Origin of the sequence: Pedobacter nyackensis (assembly GCF_900176505.1) — a bacterium.
In the GTDB taxonomy this organism is placed as follows: domain Bacteria; phylum Bacteroidota; class Bacteroidia; order Sphingobacteriales; family Sphingobacteriaceae; genus Pedobacter; species Pedobacter nyackensis.
On the sequence record NZ_FWYB01000009.1, the window covers coordinates 69,422 to 93,527 of the forward strand.

17 protein-coding genes are annotated in these 24,106 nt (G+C 39.5%); 11 read left to right on the top strand and 6 right to left on the bottom strand.

The window, feature by feature from the left end; translation table 11 throughout:
• The first annotated feature begins 43 nt into the window (after nucleotides 1-43).
• A complete protein-coding gene (locus tag B9A18_RS16310) occupies nucleotides 44-691 on the top strand; it encodes a DUF4136 domain-containing protein (protein ID WP_084290495.1) in 648 nt (215 codons plus the stop codon).
• Nucleotides 692-783: 92 nt separating this feature from the next.
• Here B9A18_RS16310 and hepC read toward each other — a convergent pair whose 3' ends face one another.
• Together hepC and B9A18_RS16320 are read right to left on the bottom strand one after the other, a co-directional pair.
• On the bottom strand, nucleotides 784-2,760 hold the full coding sequence (hepC, locus tag B9A18_RS16315) for a heparin-sulfate lyase HepC (RefSeq protein ID WP_084290497.1): 1,977 nt from the start codon (nucleotides 2,758-2,760) through the stop codon (nucleotides 784-786).
• A gap of 14 nt (nucleotides 2,761-2,774) precedes the next feature.
• Entirely contained in the window at nucleotides 2,775-3,983 is a 1,209-nt protein-coding gene (locus B9A18_RS16320; RefSeq protein WP_084290499.1) for a glycoside hydrolase family 88 protein, read from the bottom strand.
• A 348-nt stretch (nucleotides 3,984-4,331) separates the two neighbouring features.
• Between B9A18_RS16320 and B9A18_RS16325 the strand changes: the two genes are divergently transcribed.
• The 7 genes from B9A18_RS16325 (at nucleotide 4,332) to B9A18_RS16355 (ending at nucleotide 17,884) form a co-directional block, all read left to right on the top strand.
• On the top strand, nucleotides 4,332-5,975 hold the full coding sequence (locus B9A18_RS16325; RefSeq protein WP_084290501.1) for a sulfatase family protein: 1,644 nt from the start codon (nucleotides 4,332-4,334) through the stop codon (nucleotides 5,973-5,975).
• Between the two features lie 9 nt (nucleotides 5,976-5,984).
• The gene (locus B9A18_RS16330; RefSeq protein WP_084290689.1) at nucleotides 5,985-7,481 is read left to right on the top strand and encodes a sulfatase family protein; all 1,497 of its coding nucleotides are present in this window, start codon (nucleotides 5,985-5,987) and stop codon (nucleotides 7,479-7,481) included.
• 2 nt (nucleotides 7,482-7,483) lie between these two features.
• On the top strand, nucleotides 7,484-8,878 hold the full coding sequence (locus tag B9A18_RS16335; RefSeq protein ID WP_084290503.1) for a sulfatase family protein: 1,395 nt from the start codon (nucleotides 7,484-7,486) through the stop codon (nucleotides 8,876-8,878).
• A gap of 9 nt (nucleotides 8,879-8,887) precedes the next feature.
• The gene (locus B9A18_RS16340) at nucleotides 8,888-11,512 is read left to right on the top strand and encodes a DUF4962 domain-containing protein (protein WP_235005343.1); all 2,625 of its coding nucleotides are present in this window, start codon (nucleotides 8,888-8,890) and stop codon (nucleotides 11,510-11,512) included.
• Nucleotides 11,513-11,538: 26 nt separating this feature from the next.
• Nucleotides 11,539-15,594, top strand: a complete 4,056-nt coding sequence (locus tag B9A18_RS16345) for a hybrid sensor histidine kinase/response regulator transcription factor (RefSeq protein ID WP_235005344.1) — start codon at nucleotides 11,539-11,541, stop codon at nucleotides 15,592-15,594.
• 100 nt (nucleotides 15,595-15,694) lie between these two features.
• Nucleotides 15,695-16,612, top strand: coding sequence for an ROK family protein (locus B9A18_RS16350; RefSeq protein WP_084290507.1), 918 nt, complete (start codon nucleotides 15,695-15,697; stop codon nucleotides 16,610-16,612).
• Nucleotides 16,613-16,630: 18 nt separating this feature from the next.
• Entirely contained in the window at nucleotides 16,631-17,884 is a 1,254-nt protein-coding gene (locus B9A18_RS16355) for an MFS transporter (protein ID WP_084290509.1), read from the top strand.
• A gap of 6 nt (nucleotides 17,885-17,890) precedes the next feature.
• Here B9A18_RS16355 and B9A18_RS16360 read toward each other — a convergent pair whose 3' ends face one another.
• From B9A18_RS16360 to B9A18_RS16375, 4 genes are read right to left on the bottom strand one after another with little or no spacing between them, the layout of a single operon-like run.
• The gene (locus B9A18_RS16360) at nucleotides 17,891-19,213 is read right to left on the bottom strand and encodes a sensor histidine kinase (RefSeq protein ID WP_084290510.1); all 1,323 of its coding nucleotides are present in this window, start codon (nucleotides 19,211-19,213) and stop codon (nucleotides 17,891-17,893) included.
• Between the two features lies 1 nt (nucleotide 19,214).
• Nucleotides 19,215-19,889: a response regulator transcription factor gene (locus B9A18_RS16365; RefSeq protein WP_084290512.1), complete on the bottom strand. Its 675-nt coding sequence runs from the start codon at nucleotides 19,887-19,889 to the stop codon at nucleotides 19,215-19,217.
• A 13-nt stretch (nucleotides 19,890-19,902) separates the two neighbouring features.
• Nucleotides 19,903-20,712, bottom strand: coding sequence for a hypothetical protein (locus tag B9A18_RS16370; RefSeq protein ID WP_235005345.1), 810 nt, complete (start codon nucleotides 20,710-20,712; stop codon nucleotides 19,903-19,905).
• A gap of 43 nt (nucleotides 20,713-20,755) precedes the next feature.
• A complete protein-coding gene (locus tag B9A18_RS16375) occupies nucleotides 20,756-21,034 on the bottom strand; it encodes a hypothetical protein (protein ID WP_084290515.1) in 279 nt (92 codons plus the stop codon).
• Between the two features lie 157 nt (nucleotides 21,035-21,191).
• On the opposite strand from B9A18_RS16375, the gene B9A18_RS16380 reads away from it, so the two are divergent.
• From B9A18_RS16380 to B9A18_RS16390, 3 genes are all read left to right on the top strand, one after another.
• A complete protein-coding gene (locus B9A18_RS16380; protein WP_084290517.1) occupies nucleotides 21,192-21,992 on the top strand; it encodes a DUF4382 domain-containing protein in 801 nt (266 codons plus the stop codon).
• Nucleotides 21,993-22,089: 97 nt separating this feature from the next.
• Nucleotides 22,090-22,614: a hypothetical protein gene (locus tag B9A18_RS16385; protein ID WP_084290519.1), complete on the top strand. Its 525-nt coding sequence runs from the start codon at nucleotides 22,090-22,092 to the stop codon at nucleotides 22,612-22,614.
• 89 nt (nucleotides 22,615-22,703) lie between these two features.
• Nucleotides 22,704-24,044 (top strand): S8 family peptidase, encoded by a 1,341-nt coding sequence (locus B9A18_RS16390; RefSeq protein WP_235005346.1) that lies wholly within the window; start codon nucleotides 22,704-22,706, stop codon nucleotides 24,042-24,044.
• Nucleotides 24,045-24,106: the final 62 nt, after the last annotated feature.

Here is a 24,106-nt window from a genome sequence, read left to right on the forward strand (position 1 = left end):
TTTTGTATTAAATCGTAAGCTATAACTATTAAACATCTCTATTATGAAAAAATTAAAATTATTAGCCATTCTGCTGGTCTGTGGAATGGCATGGTCTTGTAGCCCGATTACCCGAGTTACCGGATCTTGGGTTGATTCTGCAGTTCGTGGTAAATCGTTGACTGGGCAAACCATTTTTATTGCCTCGCTAACCAAAAATATGAAGGTCAGGACGGAACTGGAAAAGGGATTTTCTGATTTGGCAGGTCAGAGAAATATTAAGACGGTAAAGGGTACAGATTATTTCAACCCAGAGTTTTATAAGAAATTGCCTACAGAGAGTCAATTGTCGGCCCAAATTAAAAATTCAGGTGCAAACTATGTGCTAACGATATCTCTCATCAATAAAAATAGCGATACCAGGTATGTTCCCGGTACCAACAGTTATGCTCCATATCCTCATTACAGATGGTATGGGGGATTCTATAGCTATTACAATTATTGGTATCCAATGTTTTATGAGCCAGGGTATTATGTAACTGATAAAACTTATTTTATGGAAACGAATTTGTATGATTTACAAGGTAATAAGCTGATTTGGTCGGCGCAGTCTGAAACTGTTAATCCAGGTTCGATAGATAACTTCGTGAGAACCTATCCGAAAGTATTGGTTGATCAATTGATTAAGGATGGGTTATTCCCCGCACAGTAAATTTACTGATATTATTAGCTAACACAATTCATATAAACTGAAAAAGCCGGACATTGTCCGGCTTTTCTATGCTATTCCAGTTTGGATATAGATTAATACAATTGTTCAGAAATCTGACGTTTTTTACCATCAATGGTTAATGTCAAATCAACGATACCTTTTGCAAGGTTGTGTTTTGAACCTTCTTTAACATTAATTACCGGAGCTTTAGCACCTTCATAAGGATAAAGAACTGTAGTAAAACTTACCGTATTGTCGGTGTTCTTTGCTTTTTCAAATACAAAAGCAGGACGCGCAACTTCTTTCCTGTAGGAGTAAGATACTTTACCTTCTTCTTCAGTTAGTGTAGCACCTTTACCTAAGGTTTGAATCAATAGGTTATTACCATCTTTGTATTGCGTTTGTACACTGTTCTGGTTTTTGTTAAACGCGGCGTTGCTTTTTTCAGCTAATTGGAAGTGAATACCAACATTGCCTTTTGCAGCACCTACAGCCTCATCAATGATTACAAAGTATTTTTTATCAATGAACAATACGCTGCGGCGATGGTTGAGGTCTTTGTAACTTGGGTTGCTGTAAACCAACAGATCAACAGCAGGACTAGCTTTCCAGGTCATCAATTTGGCATTGTTAATGTCCATATTGTTATTGTCAAGCGTTAAAGTCTTGTGTACTTTAGTCTGACGGTAAGCCTCTCTCAGTTTCTGAATTTCTTCACTTCCGCTGTATACATAAGCGCCGGCATCAGGCATAAAGTTGCGGCCATTTACCCATAAGTCGAATGTACCATTGTCGGGCTGACTGTGGAAGAATGCCGGTGGACTAGCTTTTAGTACCATTACAGTCGCATTTTCTTTCCAGCCATTTCTAAAGGTGTAAAAACCACCCGTTTTTAACGCACTTGATAAATAAGCCGGCGCGGTACCTTGCTTTCCTTCAGTAGCGAAATATTTAATTACCTGGTTTGTAGGATAAACTTCCTGCCATTCTTTATACTGCTTTACCATTTCATCCTTTTTAGCCAGTTTGGCATCACCAAACATAGGATAAGCGTAATCAGGGAAAGAAAAATCAGCCAGCGCAATAATCATCTCTTCAATAGTTTTCTTATAGCTTTCAGGGAACTCATTAGACATTCCTGTCAACTGAGTCATACGCAGGGCCTTTAAGAAAATGTTGATTGTAGCTACATGATAGTTTGGCGAAAGCTCAAAATGTACACCATCAGGATAAATTTGTTTCTTGATCTCTGAATTTAAGATATCAATACCACTTTTTCTCCAGGTCCCAGCGGCTTTCAACTCAGGGAAGAAACAACCTGCATAAATGATTCTTTGTGCTTCAAACAACAGGTGATTTCCTTTGTCAGAATAGTTATTAAGGATATGATCAGCTTGTTGATTATAAATATTCAAGAATTCAAGCAGGAAATCAGGCGTAAAGTTAGGAGAGTTAACAAACATATTGAACATTCCTGTTTGGTCCTGGATGCGGGTAGCCACCTCTAAAGGGCGCCACGCAAACCTGTCATTATCCTTAGATAATCCTTTTGGATTCTTTTTTACCCAGTCGCGGAACTGAAAGATCCATTCTTTAGCATATTTCTCATCACCCGAAGCCCAGTAGGCCAGTCCCATTGGCTGCCACCAATAAGTACGGTGTAACTGCCAGCGGATCTCGTTATCTTTAATTGGCCAGTGTTGCCAGTTGATGTCTTTACCATAATCAATAAATCCATAGCCCGGGTGTACATAAAACTGATGCAGCATACCCTTATCAGCTTTTTCCTGTACACCCTCCGCAAGTTTTTTACCTGCAAACTTCGCTTGGTCTTCCTTGTTATAGTCAGGATGCTTGATGTTATCTCGTTTTCTGTAGTACTTTAATAAAGCTTTAGCTGCATTTTCATAATCATTTGCAGCTATAAGCTTATTTACTTCTTCCAGGCCGGGATAATTCAGATTCAGGTTACTGAAGCTGTCTTTTGATACCCGATTGCTCTGCTGCTGCGCAAACAACAGGGTAGGGGCAAGAGTAAGCAAAAGGATGATCTTTTTTAGGTTCATCATTATTTGGTTCTAAATTAAGACTGGGCGATTGTTTTTAAGTCAATTTTTTTAATCTCAGCATATCTTTTCAATGCTTCCAGATAGTAATAATCTGCATAGTTCAAAGGTGTATCGATCTCTGAATTGTAAAGGAACGCACCTACACTATGTTTAAGGATAAAAAATTGATTCTCTCCAGGTTTTGCTAAATACTCGTCTGATGACAAGGTTTTCAATATATCTTCAGCAAATTTAAAGTATTTATCACCGTCTTTTACCTGTGTACTTAAATCTAACAGCGCAGAAGCGATTACAGCAGCAGCAGAAGCATCTCTTGGCGAACGGTCTGAGTTATGTACATCAAAATCCCAAAGTGGAATTTTATCCTTAGGCATTTTCGGGTGATTCATGATAAACGAAGCGATATGTTCAGCCTGTTGAATGAATTTTTTGTCTTTGGTATCTTTAAAACTCATGGTGTAGCCATATACTGCCCATGCTTGTCCTCTGGCCCATGCCGAATTGTGTGTCAGACCCTGGTGGGTTTCTCTTTGTAATACTTTTCCGGATAAAGTATCGTAACTGATTACATGGTATGAGCTGTAATCTTTTCTGAAATGGTTCTTCATTGTAGTTACGGCATGCGTTTTAGCTGCAGCAAACCATTCCGGTTTATTGAATTCATTTCCTGCCCAGTATAAATACTCCAGATTCATCAGGTTATCAATAATTACCGGGAATTGCCAGTGACCGAAATCCCAAGAACGGATAGCACCTACTTTTTTGTTGAAACGTGCATATAAATTTGCTGCACCATTCTCAAGAGGTTTGCGGTAAATTTTATCACCGGTTAATCTGTAGCCATTACCATATGAGCAATACAACATAAAGCCTAAGTCGTGTGTATCTTTTATATATTGTAGTGAGTCTAACCCAAGTGTAAACCTTTTGGCTTCTGCGGCTAAATTTTTATCACCCGATAATTCGTATCCGTACCATAAAGTACCTGGAAAAAATCCGGTTGTCCAATCGCGTACAGGAGCAAGTCTTACTGTTCCATCAGGGTTGATCGATCTTGGATTCATTCCCGGTGTAAAAGTTTGCGCTGCTTTGGTTAACTGGTATACCGCAGTTTTTGTTGACTTCTTTAACCAATCATCTCCGTTGTCCTTCGTGACTGCCATACTATTTGTTGAACCTATCAAAGCGATAGTGGCAACAAATGAACCTAGTAGTGTTTTCATAATTATGCTTTTGTTTTTTAATGCAGTTTGAGCTGTTAATTTTAGATATTAATGATTTTATGAAGGTAGGTACGATAAAAAACAGAAGATTTCGATATCGGATATATTCATTTAGGAATTGGTGAATCTTTAAATTTTTTTAAGGATTTTTTGGATTTGACTTGACCTATTTGCTCGTAAAATGAGTTTAACGATGCGCTTTCGCAAAATAATCAGTGGATTCATCAAAAGTGATACGATTTTAAACAATACCTAAATCGGTTCTTGGGGGACTGCTATATATTCGTTTTTCCCTGCGGGGGAGCGCAATTAAAAACCTAACCTTACATAAAAACCTGAATATTAAAAATGGGTAATTTGAAACTTATTTTGTCTTGTTTTGTGGCCGGCATGGCCCTTAGTTCATGTCAGCAACCAAATACAGGGTCAAGTACTAAAAGGCCTAACATTGTGTTCATCATGACGGATGATCATACCATTCAGGCTATGAGTGCTTATGGCAGTAAACTTATTAAAACGCCCAATCTGGACAAAATTGCCAGCGAGGGCATTTTGTTTAATAACTGTTTTGTCACCAATGCTGTATGCGGCCCATCAAGGGCCACTATCCTGACCGGTAAGTACAGCCATATCAATGGGCTTACTGATAACGCCAAAGTGTTTGATAGCACTCAGGTGATCTATCCGCAACTGCTCAAGAAAGCCGGTTACCAAACTGCAATGATCGGTAAATGGCATTTGGGTTCAACGCCTATGGGCTTCGATTATTACAGCATTTTGCCTAACCAAGGGCAGTATTATCAGCCTGAGTTTTTCGAGAATGGTCATACTGTTAAGGAACAAGGCTATGTTACCGATGTGATTACGGATAAGGCTATTGGTTTCCTTGAGAAAAGAGACCACGACAAGCCTTTTATGATGATTTATCAGCATAAAGCACCGCACCGCAACTGGTTGGCTGCACCAAGACACCTGGGAATGTTTGATGATACTGTTTTTCCTGAACCGGATAATCTATTGGATGATTTTAAAAACAGGGGTAGAGCTGCTAAAGAGCAATTGATGAACATCTCTACTGACATGTGGAGTGCCTGGGATCTTAAAATGATGTCCACAGCACAGCTCGACTCTATGGCTAAATTGCCTAAAGAGAAGAAATTTAAAGATGCCAAGGGTGATGATTATCAGCAAGCCAATGATCCATCATTGGATAAAGCCCGTTTTTTTGAAGTATACAACAGAATGACTGTTGAAGAGAAAGCAAAGTGGAGAAAGGTATACGACAAACGTGTAGCTGAATTTAAAAAGCTAAACCCTAAAGGTGCGGATCTGGTACGTTGGAAATATCAGCAATACATGCGCGATTATCTTGCTTGTGTGGTTTCTGTTGATGAAAACGTAGGCAGGTTAATGGATTACCTGAAAAAAATTGGGGAGTTAGATAATACCATTATTGTATATACTTCGGATCAAGGTTTTTATCTGGGAGAACATGGGTATTTCGATAAGCGTTTTATGTACGATGTATCTTTCAGAACACCTTTATTGGTTAGATATCCTGCCGCTATTAAAGCCGGTTCGGTAAGTAATGCTTTTGCCATGAACCTTGATTTTGCACCAACATTACTGGATTATGCTGGAGTTAAAATACCTGATGATATGCAAGGTGTTTCTCTGCGCCCGGTATTGGATAATGCAGGTAAAGCGCCTGAAAACTGGCGTAAAGCAGTGTATTATCACTACTATGAATACCCAAGCTGGCATATGGTAAAAAGACATTATGGTATCAGAACAGAGCGTTATAAGTTGATCCACTTTTACAATGATGTAGATGAATGGGAGCTCTATGACCTGCATAAAGATCCAAAGGAAATGAACAATCTATATGGCAATAAAGCTTATCAGCCTGTAGTTCGGGAACTAAAAGAACAACTTAAAAAACTCCAGGAGCAATACAAAGACACTAATCCAACAGAAGCGGTAACTAAATAAATGACGAATATGAAGTTTAACAATTTTAAATACATTCCTGCAGCACTAATGATGGTGCTTACCTGGGCTTCCTGCTCCCCTGAAAAGAAACAAGAGCGTCCAAATATCCTGATGATCATGTCTGATAACCAGTCATGGAACCATGTGGGTAGCTATGGCGATAAAACAGTACGTACCCCTAATATGGATTTAATTGCCAAACAGGGTGTGCGTTTTACCAATGCCTTTTGCAGTTCTCCTTCTTGCACACCTGCAAGGGCAGCCATGCTAACCGGTCAGGATATCTGGAGACTCGAAGATGGTGCCAATTTATGGGGCGTATTACCTGTTAAGTACAAAGTATATCCGGACTTGCTGGAAGAATCGGGCTATGCGATCGGTTTCCAGGGAAAAGGTTGGGGGCCAGGTAGCTTCGAAGCTAACAAACGTCCTCGTAATCCAGGAGGAAACAAGTATGCTAGCTTTAGTGAGTTCTTAAAAAACAAAAAAGAAGGTCCATGGAGCTATTGGGTAAGCAGCTTACATCCACACAGACCATATGTAGTTGGTTCTGGTGCTAAAGCGGGTATTGATCCAACAAAAGTAACCGTTCCGGGCTATTTACCGGATCATCCGGATGTGCGTAAGGATATTGCAGATTATTACGCGGCAATTGAAACTTTCGATCAGGAACTTGGACAAATATTAGCTGAATTGAAACAAAGTGGACAGTTAGACAATACCGTAATTGTAGTATGTAGTGATAACGGCTGGCAAATGCCAAGGGGTTTAGCCAACCTATATGATTTTGGAACTCACGTACCAATGATCATTTCATGGCCAGGTAAATTCAAACAGAATGTAGTTTCTGATCATTTGGTTACACTGAACGATTTAGCGCCTACGTTTTTACAATTGGGTAATGTGGCTGTACCAGCAGATATGACAGGTAAAAGTTTATTGCCGGTAGTAACAGAAGGAAAAGCAGAGGAGAAAGAAAGAGACTTTGTCGTATTAGGACGTGAGCGTCATGCCTTTGTGCGTCAGCATGGTTTAGGATACCCGGGTAGGGCAATCCGTACCAAAGATTTTCTATACATCAGAAATTATGAGCCGGGAAGATGGCCAGCTGGTGATCCACCATTGTATGGTGACATCGATCCCTATATGTTAAACTATCCGGGACCAGCTAAATTCTATATGATTGCAAATAAAGACAATCCGGCAGTAAAACCAATGTTTGAATTAGGTTTCGGTAAACGTCCTGCAGAGGAGTTGTTTGATGTAAAAAATGACCCTGATCAGTTGCATAACCTTGCCGCAGATGCAAAGTATGCTAAAATCAAGGAAACACTTGCAACGCAGATGAAGGGATATCTTGTTCAAACCAAAGATCCGCGTATGGGCAATAGTAAATTAATTTGGGACAGTACTCCGTATTTCAGCGAGATCGATAAAACACCGCGCCCAAGTGCCGAAGCTCAAAAACAGTTTAAGCTGGATTCTATTTACAATTATTTGAATTAAGTATGAAGACGTACAAAATGAAAGGATTACTGATCGCTGTCACTTTGTTGGCCGGATTTGGGAATGTTGGTGCTCAGGCTCAAAAGGCAATTGCCTCAAAGCCAAATATTATCATCATTATGACCGATCAGCAAACTGCTGATGCGATGAGTAATGCCGGGAACAAGGATTTACATACACCTGCCATGGATAAATTGGCAGCTAATGGAACCCGCTTTACCCGCGCTTATTGCGCTCAGCCACTTTGTACGCCTTCGAGATCAGCTATCTTTAGTGGCAAAATGCCTCATGAATCGGGCTTTACCGGCAATGCGCCGGAGAAAGACGGACAATGGCCTGATTCGGTACTAATGATGGGTAAAATATTTAAGGCAGGAGGCTATAAAACCGGCTATGTCGGTAAATGGCACCTGCCTGTTCCTGCTACCAAAATCGAACAACATGGTTTTGAAACCATCAGTAATACAGGTCCCGGTGATTATACTGATGCAGTTACTCCATCACATTGCGCTGCTTTTATAAAAAAGAACAAAGATAACCCTTTCTTATTGGTCGCTTCTTTTCTTAATCCCCACGACATTTGCGAATGGGCCAGAGGCGATAATTTAAAAATGGATGTAATAGATGCTTCACCGGATACGGCTTTATGTCCAAAACTTCCTGCAAACTGGAGAATCTCCCCAAATGAACCTGCTATCATTAGAGAACAGCAGAAAGTAAGTCCACGTACGTATCCATCAGTTGGTTGGGATGAAGCGCAATGGCGTAAATACCGTTGGGCTTATAACCGTTTGGTAGAGAAGGTAGACAACTATGTGGCCATGGTTTTGGGGTCCTTAAAGAAGTACGGTATTGAAGACAATACCATCATCATTTTCACAAGTGATCACGGTGATGGTTATGCGGCACATGAGTGGAACCAAAAGCAGGTTCTTTATGAAGAGTCAGCTAAAATACCATTCATGATTTCTAAAATCGGACAATGGAAAGCTAAAACTGATGACCAATTGGTATGTAATGGGATTGATATTATCCCTACAATATGTGGCTTTGCCGGTATTGAGGCACCTGCCTATTTAAAAGGGGCAAATCTAAAGGAACGTATCGAAAACCCTAGGGTTAATTTACGCGATACATTGGTTATAGAAACAGACTTTGCCGATAACGAGGTACTATTGGGGATCAAGGGAAGAGCCGTAATTACTAAAGAATTTAAGTATATCGTATACGATAAAGGAGAAATTAAAGAGCAACTGTTTAGTTTGCAGAATGATCCGGGCGAAATGGATAACCTGGCTGTAAAAGCTTCTCATAAAAAAACATTGAATCAAATGCGCGCTTATCTTAAGAAATGGTGTAAAGAGCATCAGGACTCATTTTACGCGTTAAAAAAATAAACTATGGCCATGAGCTTAGCAATTGTCCTTCAGTCGGCCTTACTTTTTACGCCGGTTAAACAAGAAGCAGTGAAACAGCTGGATACCGGTATGTTACACCCGCGGGTTCGCGAATGGGCATACCCGATAAACCGGGTTGAAGTTCCTGATGACAGTCCGTGTTTATTATGGCCAGGTGTAAAAGGTAAAACGGTTAAGTATAAGGTGATTTTAGCTAGTGATAGCCTGTTTAATAAAGATGTAATTACCGGTGCTGAACAGCGCTGGGCTGTATATCCACTGCACCAAAGCTTAAAACCAGGCAGATGGTATTGGAAATACGCTGCTGTTGAGAAGTCGGGAGCTAAATGGAAATGGTCGCCCACCTATGATTTTGTCGTAAAGAAGCAAGCTAAAAACCTGTTTGTTTCACCTACTGTTGCAACAATATTGGAAAAGAGTAAGGCCGCGCATCCACGTTTATGGGGGATGAATAAAGGTGCTGATGCTTTTTATACCAACAACAAACATAATCCGGAAGCTAAAGCTTTTGTAGTTGCTACCAGCAAATTATTAGGGCAAGAGTTGCCAGAAGAGAAGCCAACAAGACCTCGGGATACCACAGGGATGAATGCCTTGCAACGCAAGCAGATGGTAGAGTTTATGTATCATGGTTTTGGTGAAAAGGTAGCGATGCCGATCAGAAACCTTTGTATCGCTTTTCAGCTAACAAAAGAGGAACGGTTTATAAAAGAGGCCATAAAAAGAGCAGTACATGTAGCTAAGATGAACCCTGATGGATTGGCTACACGTGATGATTTTAACAATGGGAATATCATTGAAGGCCTGGCATGGTTATATGATGCCGGATTTAAATATCTTACTGCGGAAGAAAAGAATCTGTTAAAAAATACCATCGGTATACGTGGACAAAAGATCTATGAGGGGTTGCCTAACCGCTTTGAATTGCAAATGTGTGATAACCATGTTTGGCAGCATATTATGCGCAATTTCTCAATTGCAGCAGTCGCTGTAGCTAGTGAATTGCCTCAAGCCCACGAATGGCTAACCTATGTTTATGAAATATGGAGCGCTCGTTTCCCGGTATTGGGTACCAATGATGGTGGATGGCATGAAGGAAATGGTTATTTCAGAACGCATTACGAAACATTGATTTACCTGCCCGAATTATTCGGAAACATTTCAGGAGTAGATTATTTCAAGCAAAGCTGGATGCAAAATCTGCCTTATTACATGCTGTATAGTTATCCGCCGAACTCAACTTCTACAGCCGTAGGTGATATGCACGAGAATTTGGGAGGTACGGTAAAAATGCAGGCCATTTTTGCTGATGCCTTGGCTTTAAAAGTAAATAATCCATATTTAAACTGGTATGTTTCCGAAATCAGAAAAAGTAAACCTGATTATTTTAAAGGAAATGATGATTTTCAGCTGTTCAGGTTGTTGAATTTCAATCCGAAAGCAACAAAACCAGTTGTATCTCCATCGGCTTTGCCTAAAGGAAGAGTATTTAATGATGTGGGGCTAGCCGCCATGCATTCCGATCTGGCACATACCGGTAAAAATCTGACCAGCTATTTAATGGCCAATCCTTTTGGTGCAGCAGGGCATGGTCATGCTGCTCAAAATGCCTTTACCATTAACTATAAAGGTAAAAAGGTATTTGGTGGTACAGGATTCTACAGCAATTTTAGTGATGCACATAATCTTTTAGACTATCGTTCATCCAGAGCCTACAATACAATTCTAGCCGATAGCCTTGGACAAAGGATAGGTGAGGATGGCTATGGTTGGATGCCACGCTTTATGACAGGAGCGCACATTCAGTATGCTTTGGGCGATGCGTCAAATGCTTACGGGGAAGTAACTACAGATTTTTGGTTAGGTCGTTTTAAAGAAATTGGGCTTAAAGCTGATAAAAACAGTGGTTATGGTAATTCTGGTGTGAAATTATACAGAAGACATATGCTACAACTGGATAGCAATTATGTAGTGTTATATGATGAACTGGAAGCGGTTAAACCGGTGAAATGGACTACTCAGTTTCATAGCCCTTTTAATATGAATGGAAAAGAGAGTGGAAATGCTTTAACACAAAGTTTTGATCTGACAACCGGTCTGGGCCATGTAAATGCAGCAATTTATGCACATACACCTTTGCAAATGAGCATCCATGATAAATATAATTTCCCGGCAAAAAACTGGAAAGGTAAAACCGATGATGAAGATAATGTCATTGAATTTAAAGACCAATGGCATGCCGGGATCAGTACTGCTAATCCTGTGCAGCAGAACCGTTTCTTAACCATTATCCAGTTGAAAAACGGAGTTGTTGAGGTCGTTAAACTGCTGAATGATGTCAATGGTCTTTACCATTTAAAGCTGGGTCAATGGGAAATTATGGCGGAATTAAATGCTACTAAGCCAGCTTCATTACAGGTGAAATCTGCTAATGAAAATTCAGTATTTAGCTATGGAAATAGGCCGGTAAAAGTTAAAAGTAAAGTATATGAACATAGGGTAAAAGGGAGCTCCATGTTGATCGAATTGAAAAATAATGTAATTAATAAGCAGGAAGTAGTGGATAGTTTGCCAGATGTAGTTAATTTTGATGCCGGATTTAAACGTAAATAATATTGATTTGGGCCATGAGGAACGGGATGTCTTTTTTTTGTTTGTTGCTGTGGCTTGTAATATTTGGGCAGACAGTATATGGACAGGATATTCCTCAACAGCCTGTAAAACGTTATTTTAGAAGTATATCTGTTGATAAAGGGCTATCGCAAAGCACTGTATTTACAATTGTACAGGATACACTAGGTTTTATGTGGATGGCTACTCAGGACGGACTTAACCGTTATGATGGCGAGAGTTTCACGGTCTACAGACCTTCTAAAGGGGATAAAAACAGTTTACAATCTAACTTTATCCGTAGTCTTTATCTGGATCACAAAGGCCTGATTTGGGTTGGAGGTAACCAGGGTGTAAGTCGTTACGATTATGCTACCAATAGTTTTCAGAACTACCGACTACCCCGTAAATCGGGCGAATGGTTTATCTCATCCATCATTCAGGATGGCGACAATTTAATCTGGGTAAGTTCGAGTGCAGGCGAGATCTTTTATCTGGATCAAGCCTCTGGCCAGTTTAAACAGGTTAATTTTGATGCCTCAGCTTACGACATTAAAAGCGTTACCCAGCTGGCCCTGGTTAAAAATACTTTGCTTGTAGGTACAGATGTAGGTTTGTTTAAAATGAACAAGGCCAGTAAAAAGTTAAGTTTTATAAATTTAGGGCAGGGCAGACCTAAAATCAATGATATTTTCATAGAGGGAGACTGGCTCTGGATTGGTACAGAAGGCAGTGGTTTGGTTAAATATAACATTGCGAATGATCAGATGTATAATTACAGGCATAGTGGTGCCATTGCAGGCAGTCTGGTTGATAATGACGTAAGGGGTATCAATAAAGATGTGCTGGGCAATATATGGATGGGTACTTTTAAGGGGCTTTCCATTCTTGATCCGAAAACCAATACTTTTCAAAATTACTATCACCAGGCTTCCATACCTTATACCATCAGTCAGAATTCTGTACGTTGTGTATACCGCGACAAGCAAAATGGGATGTGGTTGGGTACATTTTATGGCGGGATAAACTACTACCATCATAATGACATTAAATTTAATCTTCTCAACCAAAACACAGGAAGCCTTTCACTGAATGATCAGGTGGTAAATGTGATTAAGCAGGATAGTAAGGGCGACTTCTGGATCGGAACCAACGATAAGGGGTTGAATTACTGGAACCGCAGGGCCGGAACCATTAAGTACTATACGGCTAAAGAATCTGGTCAGGCTGCACTAAGCTCCAATAATATTAAAGCAATTGCTTTTGATCAATCCGGTAAGTTATTGGTAGGAACCCATAATTCGGGACTGAATTACTTTGATCCGGCTACTGGAACAAGTAAGGTGTACAGGCATAAGGTCAACGATTCAAAAAGTATTAGCGGTGATATGGTGTACGCTTTGCTAAGAGATCATAAGAACAGGATATGGGTAGGTACAAGGACCGGCTTTGATCAGTTTAACGCTGCTGAAGGGGCTTTTAATCACGTTTATATTGATAAGGCAGGTAAACGTTTAACCTCTGATGAGGTCACGTATTTGCTGGAAGATTCTAAAAAAAGGATATGGATAGGCACCACAAATGGTGTAAATCTGTTTTATCCTGATAACTTCTTGTTCGATACTTTTTCTGGGACCTTATTAAGTAATGATGTGGTGAGTTGTATTGCCGAAGACCATAAAAAGCGCATCTGGATAGGAACCCGGGATGGCTTAAACCTATTTGATGAAAAGACCCGATCATTTATAACCTACAATACCAGAAAAGACTTTTTGAAAGGAACCATTTATGGTATACAAGCTGATGATGAAGGCTTTTTATGGATATCTACCAATAAAGGACTGGTAAAGTTCAACCCTGATACGCGTAAGCTTCAGGTTTTTGATAATAAAGATGGTTTGCAAAACAACCAGTTTAACTTGTATGCTTTCTGCAAAGCATCAGACGGAATGATGCTTTTTGGGGGGATAAATGGTATTTCATATTTCTATCCTAAGGCTTTAAAACAAGGTCCGCAGAAGTTGAAAGTAACCTTCACCGGACTCGAAGTATTTAACAAGACAGTTGTCCCTGAAGATGGTTCTGATGTGCTGGATCAGCATATAGATCAGGCTGGTAGGCTGAATTTTAAGCATGAGTATAAGCAGTTTACGATCTTCTTCAATGCTTTCAATTACATCTCACCAAATAAAACGAAGTACCAGTATAAATTGGAAGGCTTTGATGCCGACTGGCAGCTGACTGAGAATATGTCGAAGGCCAGTTATACCAACCTGCCTTCCGGAAAATATATGTTTCATGTAAAAGCGGTAGGTCCTTTGGGCGAAAGCAGTGAAGTGAAAAGCATAGAGATAGTTGTATCTCCACCATGGTGGAACAGCAATTGGTTTTATTTCCTACTTACTATTTTGGCTGCTGCGGGCGGATATTTTGCTTACAGAATTTTAACAGAACGGATAAGAACCTTACACCAGTTAAAGCTGGAGAGAATGGAACGTGAAAAGGTAGATTACATCAATCGGATGAAAATGGATTTTTTTACCAATGTTTCACATGAATTCCGTACACCATTGACGTTAATCCTGGCGCCGCTCGAAGAAATCATGAGCAAGCCGGTTACCGATAAGACATTAAGGAAGCACCATGAGTTAATACTTCTCAATGCAAAGCGACTGTATAGTCTCGTAGATCAGCTTTTTGAGTTTAAAAAAACAGAGCTGGGTACTAAAAAACTTAAGGTAAGGAAAGCCGATATGGTTGGTTTTATCCATGAAGTTTACAGTTCATTCCTTACCCTATCTGAAAAAAACAAGATCAAATATAGCTTCCGCTCTACCGAAGCCAGGTTGTCTTTTTATTTTGATAAGGATGCGGTAGAAAAGATTCTGTTTAACCTGCTTTCCAACGCATTTAAGTATACTCCTGAAGGTGGTGCCATAACTGTTGAGTTTGCTGAAAAGAATGGCGATGCCGTGATTAAAGTTAGTGATACCGGAATTGGTATTGATGATCAAAACCAGGAACGCGTATTCGATCGCTTTTACCAGGTAAACGGTCAGGAAATGAACCTTGGTTCGGGGGTTGGGCTTGCCTTTACTAAAAGTCTGGTGGAATTGCATCATGGAAGCATTGCTGTTGAAAGTGCCTTGGGTAAAGGAAGTATGTTTGTGGTAACTTTACCATTGGCTGATGAACAGTATGATGCTGATGAACATATAGAAACACCAAAGTATGAGCTTTCTGTTGAGAATGCACATAGCAGCATTGCAGACGATGAAGAGCTTGTAACGCAAGAAACAACTGGTATTGGTCCTGAAAAAGAAAAACTACTGGTTATAGATGATAACCCTGAGATAGTAGGGTATCTTAAAAACTATTTCGATAATATTTACCAGGTTAGCGTTGCTTATGATGGTAAGGAAGCATTGGGAGTATTGGAGGAGGAGCAGGTAGACCTGATCATTTGCGATGTAATGATGCCTGAAATGGATGGCATACACTTTTGTAAAAGAATCAAACAGAACATCCAAACCTGCCATATTCCGGTGATATTGCTGACTGCCAGGAATGAAACAGATCACCAGATTAAAGGTCTGGAAGTAGGGGCCGATGATTATGTAACCAAGCCTTTTTCTATTGCCATACTAGAAGCTAAACTGCAAAACATTAGCAGGTCGCGCAAAAGGTTAAAAGAATATTATTCCAGTTCCACGGATATCATTCCCGAAAATATAGCCTTCAATACTTTGGACGAAGACTTTTTAAGGGACGCTATTGCCATCATTGAAACGCACATTACAGAATCTGATTTCTCGGTAGACAAGTTTAGTAAGGAGATTGGCATGAGCCGTTCAAATCTTTATTTAAAGCTGAAAGCTATCACAGGCGAATCTGCTACGGATTTTATCAAGCGTATTCGCTTTAAAAAGGCAGTCGAGCTGATGGAGTCCCGCCAGTACACCATTGCGCAGGTAGCTTATATGTCGGGCTTTAATTCACCTTCGTATTTCTCTACTGCATTCAAGCAGTATTACGACTGCATGCCTACAGAATACCTTGCAAGGAAGGAATCTGATAGTAATTAATTGCTTTTAGGACAAAATCTAAACCATTAAAGACAATATTGAAATCTCCTCAGGTCCATTAAATCTAATTTCGATTTAGATAATTGAAACCTGAGAAAAATTGACACAATCGTACGCTATAGGAATTGATGTGGGTGGTTCATCTTTAAAATGTGGACTGGTAAGCAACACTGGAGAAGTGATCTATTCCTTTTTATTTCCGCTAAATAATATTTTAACAGAGGGTGAAGTCATTGCATTGATCAATGCAGCAATCCGTAAATGCGTAGAGCATGCACCCGAAAAAGTAATTGGGGTAGGTATCGGCTTTCCCGGTATTGTAGATCAGAATGTAGTAATCGGCGGGGCCGATAATCTGCCCGGATTTGAAAACCTGGACCTGGGCAAAATTATTGAAACTTCTACCAGCTTAAAGGTGGTAATCGATAACGATGCCAACATGATGGGTTGGGGTGAATTGATTTATGGTGCGGCAGCTGACTGTACCGACGTCGTTTTTATAACAGTAGGGACCGGAATAGGCGGGGGATTGATCATCGATGGAAAGCTTTATGGTGGTTATAAAAACCGTGGTACTGAATTAGGACACATCACTATCCTTCATGGTGGAATCAAATGTTCCTGCGGTTCGTCGGGTTGTTTTGAAGCTTATGCTTCAGTAACTGCGCTGATTAATGATTATGCATTGCTCCATGGAACAGGCCCCGAAGGTATTACTGGTAAAATGATTGTAGAAAACTATCTGGCCAAAGAGCAGAAAGCTATTTCTGCTATGGAAAATCATTTTGATTACATGGCCACGGGTATCGCAAGTTATGTGAATGTATTTAGCCCCCAAAAAATTGTACTAGGTGGTGGTATCAGCGAATCCGGCAAATTTTATATAGAAGAAATCAGGTCGAGGGTAATGGAAAGGGCTATGCCTGGAACAGCACAGTATACTCATATAGTAGCTGCAAAATTAGGTAACCAGGCTGGTCTACTCGGTTGTGCGGCAAGAGTGTTTTCAAAATTTTAATCATTTAAAAGAATTTATATGCAACGTAATAATTTTTTGGTTGGTGTTATCCTGTTGATCTGGTTTGTCATATCTTTTGTAACCAATATTCTTGGACCATTGATGCCGATCATTATCCAGACTTATAACCTGAGTCTTACTATGGCAGCCTTTTTGCCTTTTTCCTTCTTTTTAGCCTATGGCATCATGTCAATCCCATCGGGTATCATGATTGAGCGGATTGGCGAAAAAAAATCGATGCTGATTGCTTTTACGCTGAACTTTATCGGGGCTATGGCTTTTGGTTTATATCCACAGTATGGTATAGCATTAGGTTCATTATTTATCATTGGGATAGGTATGGCCATGTTGCAGGTGATTATTAATCCATTGATGCGGACGGCGGGTGGTGAAGAAAACTTTGCTTTCTTTTCGGTATTGGGACAACTCGTATTTGGATTGGCTTCCTTTATCAGTCCTTTTGTATTTTCTTATCTTATAGGAGAGCTTTCTGCGAGTCCTATTGAAAGCCCTTTAATTGGATTGTTGGCCAGTTTGGTGAAGGATAACTTATCATGGACCGCCTTATATTGGTTGTTTAGCTTTATCTTTTTACTGATCTTATTGTTGCTTTCCTTTATTAAAATGCCAAAAGTGGAACTGAAAGAGGATGAGAAATCAGGAGCTGCAGTTGTTTATCTGGGTCTGCTTAAGAACAAAAACGTATTGCTGTTTTTTGGAGGTATTGTTGCTTATGTAGGCACAGAGCAGGCATTGGCTAACTGGATGTCGGAGTTTTTAAGAACTTATCATGGAGTTGATCCAGGTAAGGAGGGGGCACAAGCTGTAGCCTGGTTCTGGGGGCTGATGTCGCTGGGCTGTTTGCTTGGCCTGGCTTTATTAAAGCTGTGGGACTCAAAGCTGATTCTTAAACTGGCTACACTGATTTCTATGCTGGTAATTTCTATTGCTTTATTCGGTGATAAGGAAATGGCTTTGTATGCTTTTCCGGCTGCCGGATTTTTCATCTCGGTGATGTTTTCTATTATTTTCTCTCTGGCTTTAAATTCAGTGGCTCAGCACCATGGTTCGTTTTCAGGAATATTGTGTTCGGGGATTTTTGGCGGGGCTTTGGTGCCGTTAATTATTGGATCTTTGGGAGATATGATCGGACTACGCTATGCATTGGTATTCCTTTACCTAACGCTGGCTTATATCCTGTTTTTAGCCTATTATGCCAAACCCATGATCAATAATAAGACGGTAAGTTTGAAGGAATTGTTTAAAGCATAGAAGAGGTTATACGGAACTGAGGGGGAACAATATGCTAAATGTTGTCCCCTCATTAAGGTTCGATTTAACATCAATTTGTATTTGATGGTACATAGCAATGCTTTTTACAATGGCGAGTCCTAATCCATACCCTACATCACCTTCAAGGTTTGTTTTCATAAAGCGATCGAAAATATTCGGTAAATCCTCTTTTGGAATTCCTATGCCGGTATCCCTAATGGTAATTTCATAAGCTCCATTATTTAAATAGCTGTCGTTTATGAAAATATTTCCTTTATCACGATTGAATTTTATGGCATTATGAATCAGGTTAAAGAAAAGTTGAAACAGCAGATCTTTATTTACCCCTTTAAGGACTGCCTGAGGAGAGATGTTAAGTGAAATCTGTATCTGTTTTTCTTCCAGTCTGTGACTGATTTCTTCCACGATCTCATTAAACAATTGCAAGGGCTGAACCTGTTCTTTTCTGATGTATTGCTCATTTTCAATCCTGGAAATTAGTAGGAGTGAACTGGTAATATTCTTTAACCTGTCTACAGTTTTCATCATTTCGATAATAGCCATGGAGGAAGGCTCATCAAGGGCTTCCTCTGCAAGCAGGTTTTCCATTTTATTCTGGAGGATGCTAATGGGAGTCATTAGTTCATGGGAAGCATTGGAAGTAAACTCCCTTTCCTTATGGAAGGCTTCATTGATCTGACTCATCAACAGAATCAACGACTCGTCAAGATATTTAAAATCAGCTGTACTGGTTTCAATTCGCTTTTGGCCCTCTTTAAATGGGAATCTTCTGTTTATTAATCTGGTTTTTATAATTTTCCCCAGCGGCCGGATCAGTACGCGGATAAAAGTAAGATCAATTAATATAGTTAAAGCTATCAGGGTTATTAAAAGATATAGGGCGAAACGTTGTAAGGGGTTGTTATACTGATTAATGCTGGTTGTAGCCTTACCGATCTCCAGCAGATAGTTCTTATTTTTGTTTTTAAAGGTGTAACTCAAAACCCTGTAATTGAGCGTGTCGCTTTCAATGAGGCGCTGAGAGTTTTTAATGGTGTCTAATTTCAAACTGGCATCTACTGGTAACAACGCTATGAATTCTTCTTTGAGTATGGTATAACTACCATAGTTATCATCGCCCTGGAAGTAATAATCCGGACCATTTTTATTTACAATCGTCAGTACTTTTTTGCGCTGCTGCTTTAACGTGTAATTGGTATATTCTGAAGCTATCTCCTTGATAAGAAATGGCAGTGCCAGAACAAAAAGCAATACAATTACCAATTTTGAACCGGTAATGAAAAGCGTAAGTTTAGTAGATAATTTCATGTTATTTCTTAATACGGTAACCTACACCGCGTACGGTTTCCAGCCATTCAGTATCCGCCCATACATTTAATTTTTTGCGGATGTTTTTGATATGGGCATCAATATAATTTGAATCATAATCATCTTTTACAAAAGTGCCCCAAATATGTTCACTGAGCTGACCACGTGTTAATACCCTGTTTTTGTGAAGTAAAAGGTAACTAAATAAATCAAATTCTTTACGCGAAAGTTCAATCTGCTCTTGTTCAAACAGGACGAGTCTTTTGGGCAGGTTTATGTGAAATTCACCTATGGATAAAAGTTCTTCAGAGATATTGAACTTCCGTCGGGCAATGGCCTGCATTCTGGATTGCAACTCTAAAAGATAAAATGGTTTGGGCAGATAATCGTCAGCTCCAAGATCCAGTCCGCTAACCCGGTCTTTTAGGTTTGTTCTTGCCGTAATAATAATATAAGCTGCATCCGGATTATTTATTTTGGCTTTTTTCAATATTTCCAGGCCATCTCCATCCGGTAAACTCAGGTCTATTAAAATAAAATCGTAGTTGTTTAGTTCCAGCTGTTCCAGACCGGCTCTGAAGGTAAGGGCTATGTCACATTGATAAAAACTCTTTTTTAGAAAGGCCTCCATTTCATAAGCCAGTGTTTTTTCGTCTTCAACGATTAATACTTTCATAGTGTCAATTGAATTAAAACTGATAATAAAATGCCACACCAAAAAACGATTGTTGTTGTTTTAACTCTGCATCGGCCTTTGGACCTAAAATTGATAGTTGGTAACTGATCTCAGCCATGTAATTGGCGCGACTCAGGTTGAGTGGGAGTTTGAAATTGTAAGATAGCAGGTTAAAACTATTTGAGGCCAGGGTAGTGGTGATTGTTGAATTTGAATTACCGGGTGAAACAGGTACTTTGCCTTTGCCGTTGGCTTTATCGCGTTTGCTCTTTTCTATGGTATAGGTTTCATAAAAATGGCGGGTACCCGCAATAAGTTCAATTGCAGGCTCTATAGAAATATAATTTTTCTCATTAAATAAATTACCCAGACTGATTTCTTTAGCATGGTTAAGGCTGATAAAAATATCATTCTCCCTGCCAAAAGCATAATCGGCGCTAACTGAACTTTTAAGCCATGGCCATGTATATTTTGCCGAAAGGTTTAGGTTGTTTTCATTCGCGGCCTGTAACAAGGGCGAGTTTGCCGGAAAAAAAAAACGTGTATAGGCTATCCCTGTACTTAATTTATCAGAGAAATCATAATCATAGCCAAGCCCAACATCCGTTTCAGATATGCCTGAGCCGTAGTTTAAAAGTTTGTAAGCCCCAGCAGAAACATAAAGACCTATAGGGAATCGTACCGTTGCATTTGTTAACACATATGGAAGTTTTTCGTCGGTAGTTTGTCCATAATAACTCACATTGCTGCTATAAAGTGCGGCTAGAGTTATAGTAGTTTTTTTAACAGTATCCTCTTGTGCTTGTAGTTTAATAGAAACCATACAAATCAGAATCAGAATAGATATGCACCTCATAAATTAAGTACTACGGTCTTTTAATATTTGGACGAATAACCTTGATAGGCTTAGCTTTTATATTGGGCTTAACCACAGGTGGTCTGGATTGCTTTCGTGCTTTAGGGACCGTGCTGATGTCAGGTTTTACGGGTTCTTGCTTAGGATCTGATTTCTCCTTGCTTTTATCTTTTTTTTCATCTTGTAGATTGTATCCGGCAGTATCAACAGCCAATACGCTGGCCGAGGTCCATTTCGGTAATGCCAAGATGAAAAATAGCAATGCTTTGAAAACAAAAGATCTATCCATTGTGTAAATATAAAGGTAACAAGAACAAATGTCATGGTCTAAGATGAATTTAAGATGAAATTTTATAGGCAAATAAACTTGAAATCTCATCTTAAATTCATCTTCGGTTCTCAACTTTGAGTAACAAAAATGTTAATGTTTATTTAAAATCAAAACTATGAAAAAGAGAATTGTATACGCCGGCTTGGCTTTATTGTTTACGGGATTTGTCAGTCTTATTGGGTGTACGAAAGATGGGAATGGATCCGATAACGGAACAACAAAGGTAGAAATCAGGATGACGGATGCACCTGGTAATTTTGACGAGATTAATCTTAGTGTTAAAGAAATTATACTTTTTTCAGACGGTAAACCATATACATTCGCCGCTGAGACAAGCATCTTTAATATTTTAGATTTCAGAATAGGTAGCAGCAAGCCTGACATTCTGGTAGCCTCAGGAGAAATGCCTAGTGGTGAAATTACAGACATTCGTTTGGTATTAAACGACTCAGGAAATACAATCGTTGTTGATGGAGTTTCGCAGTCACTGACTACACCAAGTGCGCAATCTTCCGGCTGGAAAGTTAAACTTAAAGCAAATCCATCATTAGTACCAGGTGTAGCCTATTCACTATTACTTGATTTTGACGCAGCTAAATCTATTGTAAAGACTGGAAATGGTAAGTATTTGCTTAAACCGGTAGTAAGGGGAATTACAACAGCAACCTCTGGATTGGTATCTGGAATTGTGATGCCTTTATTGAGCCATCCTGAAGTATTGGTTATCGCCGGAACAGATACTGTAGGTACCATAGCTGATCCGTTAACAGGTAAATTTACAGTAGGTGGTCTTGCGGCTGGCAGTTATTCTGTGAAGTTTGTACCTGTTGTTGGTTACAAAGATAGTACCATTACTAATGTTGCAGTAAGCCTGGGTCAAAACAATAACCTTGGAACGATTGTTTTGAAACAATAATTAACAATCTAATATGGCAAAGGCCCGATGACTGATTATAAAAAGAATTCCAGTTGTCGGGCCTTTGCTCATTATAAACATTTTAATATTTATTCCTATGAAAAAGCTATTCATTTTGATTCTGGTGGTTGTATCCGGTTTTATGCCTTTCAGCTCTTCTGCTCAGATAAGTGTAAATATTAATATCGGATCTCAACCGCTCTGGGGACCGGTCGGGTATGACCATGTAGATTATTATTATTTGCCAGATATAGAAAGTTATTATTATGTGCCTAGAAGACAATTTATTTACCTGAGTAACGGTGAATGGATATTTAGTACTGTTTTGCCATCAAGATATAGTAATTATGATTTATACAATGGTTATAAAGTTGTCATCAATTCGCCTAAACCATACTTGCATTTTAAAGAGCAGAAAGTAAAATACGCGAAGTATAAATCCAACCGCGGACAAGCCGTTATTTTAAGGAGTGATAATCCTAAATACTATGTAGTTAAAGGGCACCCTAAAAACAAATCAAAAGGGAACGAGAAAGGTCCTCAAGGCAAAGGTAACTTTAAAGAGAAGGGTAAAGGTAATTCCAAATCTGAATCTAAGGGGCAGGGTAAAGGCAAACATTAATTGCCTTTGTGAGAGATACGTTACAATCTATGGATATTAACAATTCCCGGATTTTGCGTAAGTTGCGGCAACTAATGAAAAAAAACAACATGAAGAAACTATTTACAATGGTGTCGGGGGTGTTGGTTTCTGCATTGAGCTTTGCGCAGCAGCAACCACCGCAACAAAACTGGCATTTACAGTCTAAAGATGTAGAAAAAGTATACGGTACAGGTGTTTTAAAGGCTTATAATGAGTTGTTAAAAGGCAAAACCCCAAAACCTGTAGTGGTAGCAGTATTAGACGGTGGTCTGGATACTTTGCACGAAGATCTAAAAGCAAATTTATGGAGAAACCCCAAGGAAACATTTGGTAATCAGGATCTGGATGGGAACGGTTACAAGGGCGATGTATTCGGCTGGAACTTTTTAGGTGGTGAAAATGGACAGGTAACTAATGAAAGTGTTGAATATCAACGTGTGTATTACAGATATAAAGATCAGTTTGCAAATGTTGAAAATGAAAAAGAAGTAAAAAAGAACGATCTTCAACACTATCGCTCATGGGTACTGAGCAAAAGTTTGTTAAAGAAAGCAGATAGTATTGCTCCGGTTGATTTCAGAGCAAAGCAAGTAAAAGATGATTACTTTAATATTAAGGATCGTTTTTACGGAAATGCTAACCTAATGGGGGATCCATATTTTCATGGTACACATGTTGGCGGAATTATTGGCGCTACGCGTGACAATGGAATAGGTATGGACGGTATTGCAGGTGCAGTGCAGTTAATGGGTGTACGTGTAGTTCCTAATGGTGATGAGCACGATAAAGATGTGGCCCTGGGTATTCGTTACGCAGTAGATAATGGCGCACAAATTATCAATATGAGCTTTGGTAAAAGGGTTTCTCCTGAGCGTAAATTGGTAGAAGATGCTATTCGTTATGCTGAAAAGAAAGGCGTGTTGCTTGTAAATGCTGCCGGAAATGAAGGTACAGATATCGATAGCGAGCCGCATTATCCAAGCCCTTTTCATATGAAAGGAAATTCAAGAGCTTCAAACATGATTACGGTTGGTGCTAGTGGTGCTACAGAAGCTGGTCTTGTTGCTCCTTTTAGTAACTATGGCGATCAGACGGTTGATGTGTTTGCTCCCGGAGTTGCCATTTATGCTACTATACCGGGAAATAAATACAGCCCTTTGTCGGGTACAAGTATGGCTACTCCGGTTGTTGCCGGAATAGCTGCTTTGTTAAAAAGCTATTATCCGGAACTAACTGCAAAACAATTGAAATTTATCATTGAACAATCTGTTACCAAGATTGATTTCCCTGTTACCAAACCTAAATCAGGTGGTACGAAGGTAAAAATGACGGAATTATGCAGAACTGGTGGAATTGTAAATGCTTACAATGCATTGGTAATGGCTGAAGAAATGACTAAATCAAAGTAATAAATTATTACGCCTATAAGGAAGGGGTTGTATCACATGATACAGCCCCTTTTTTGTTTATG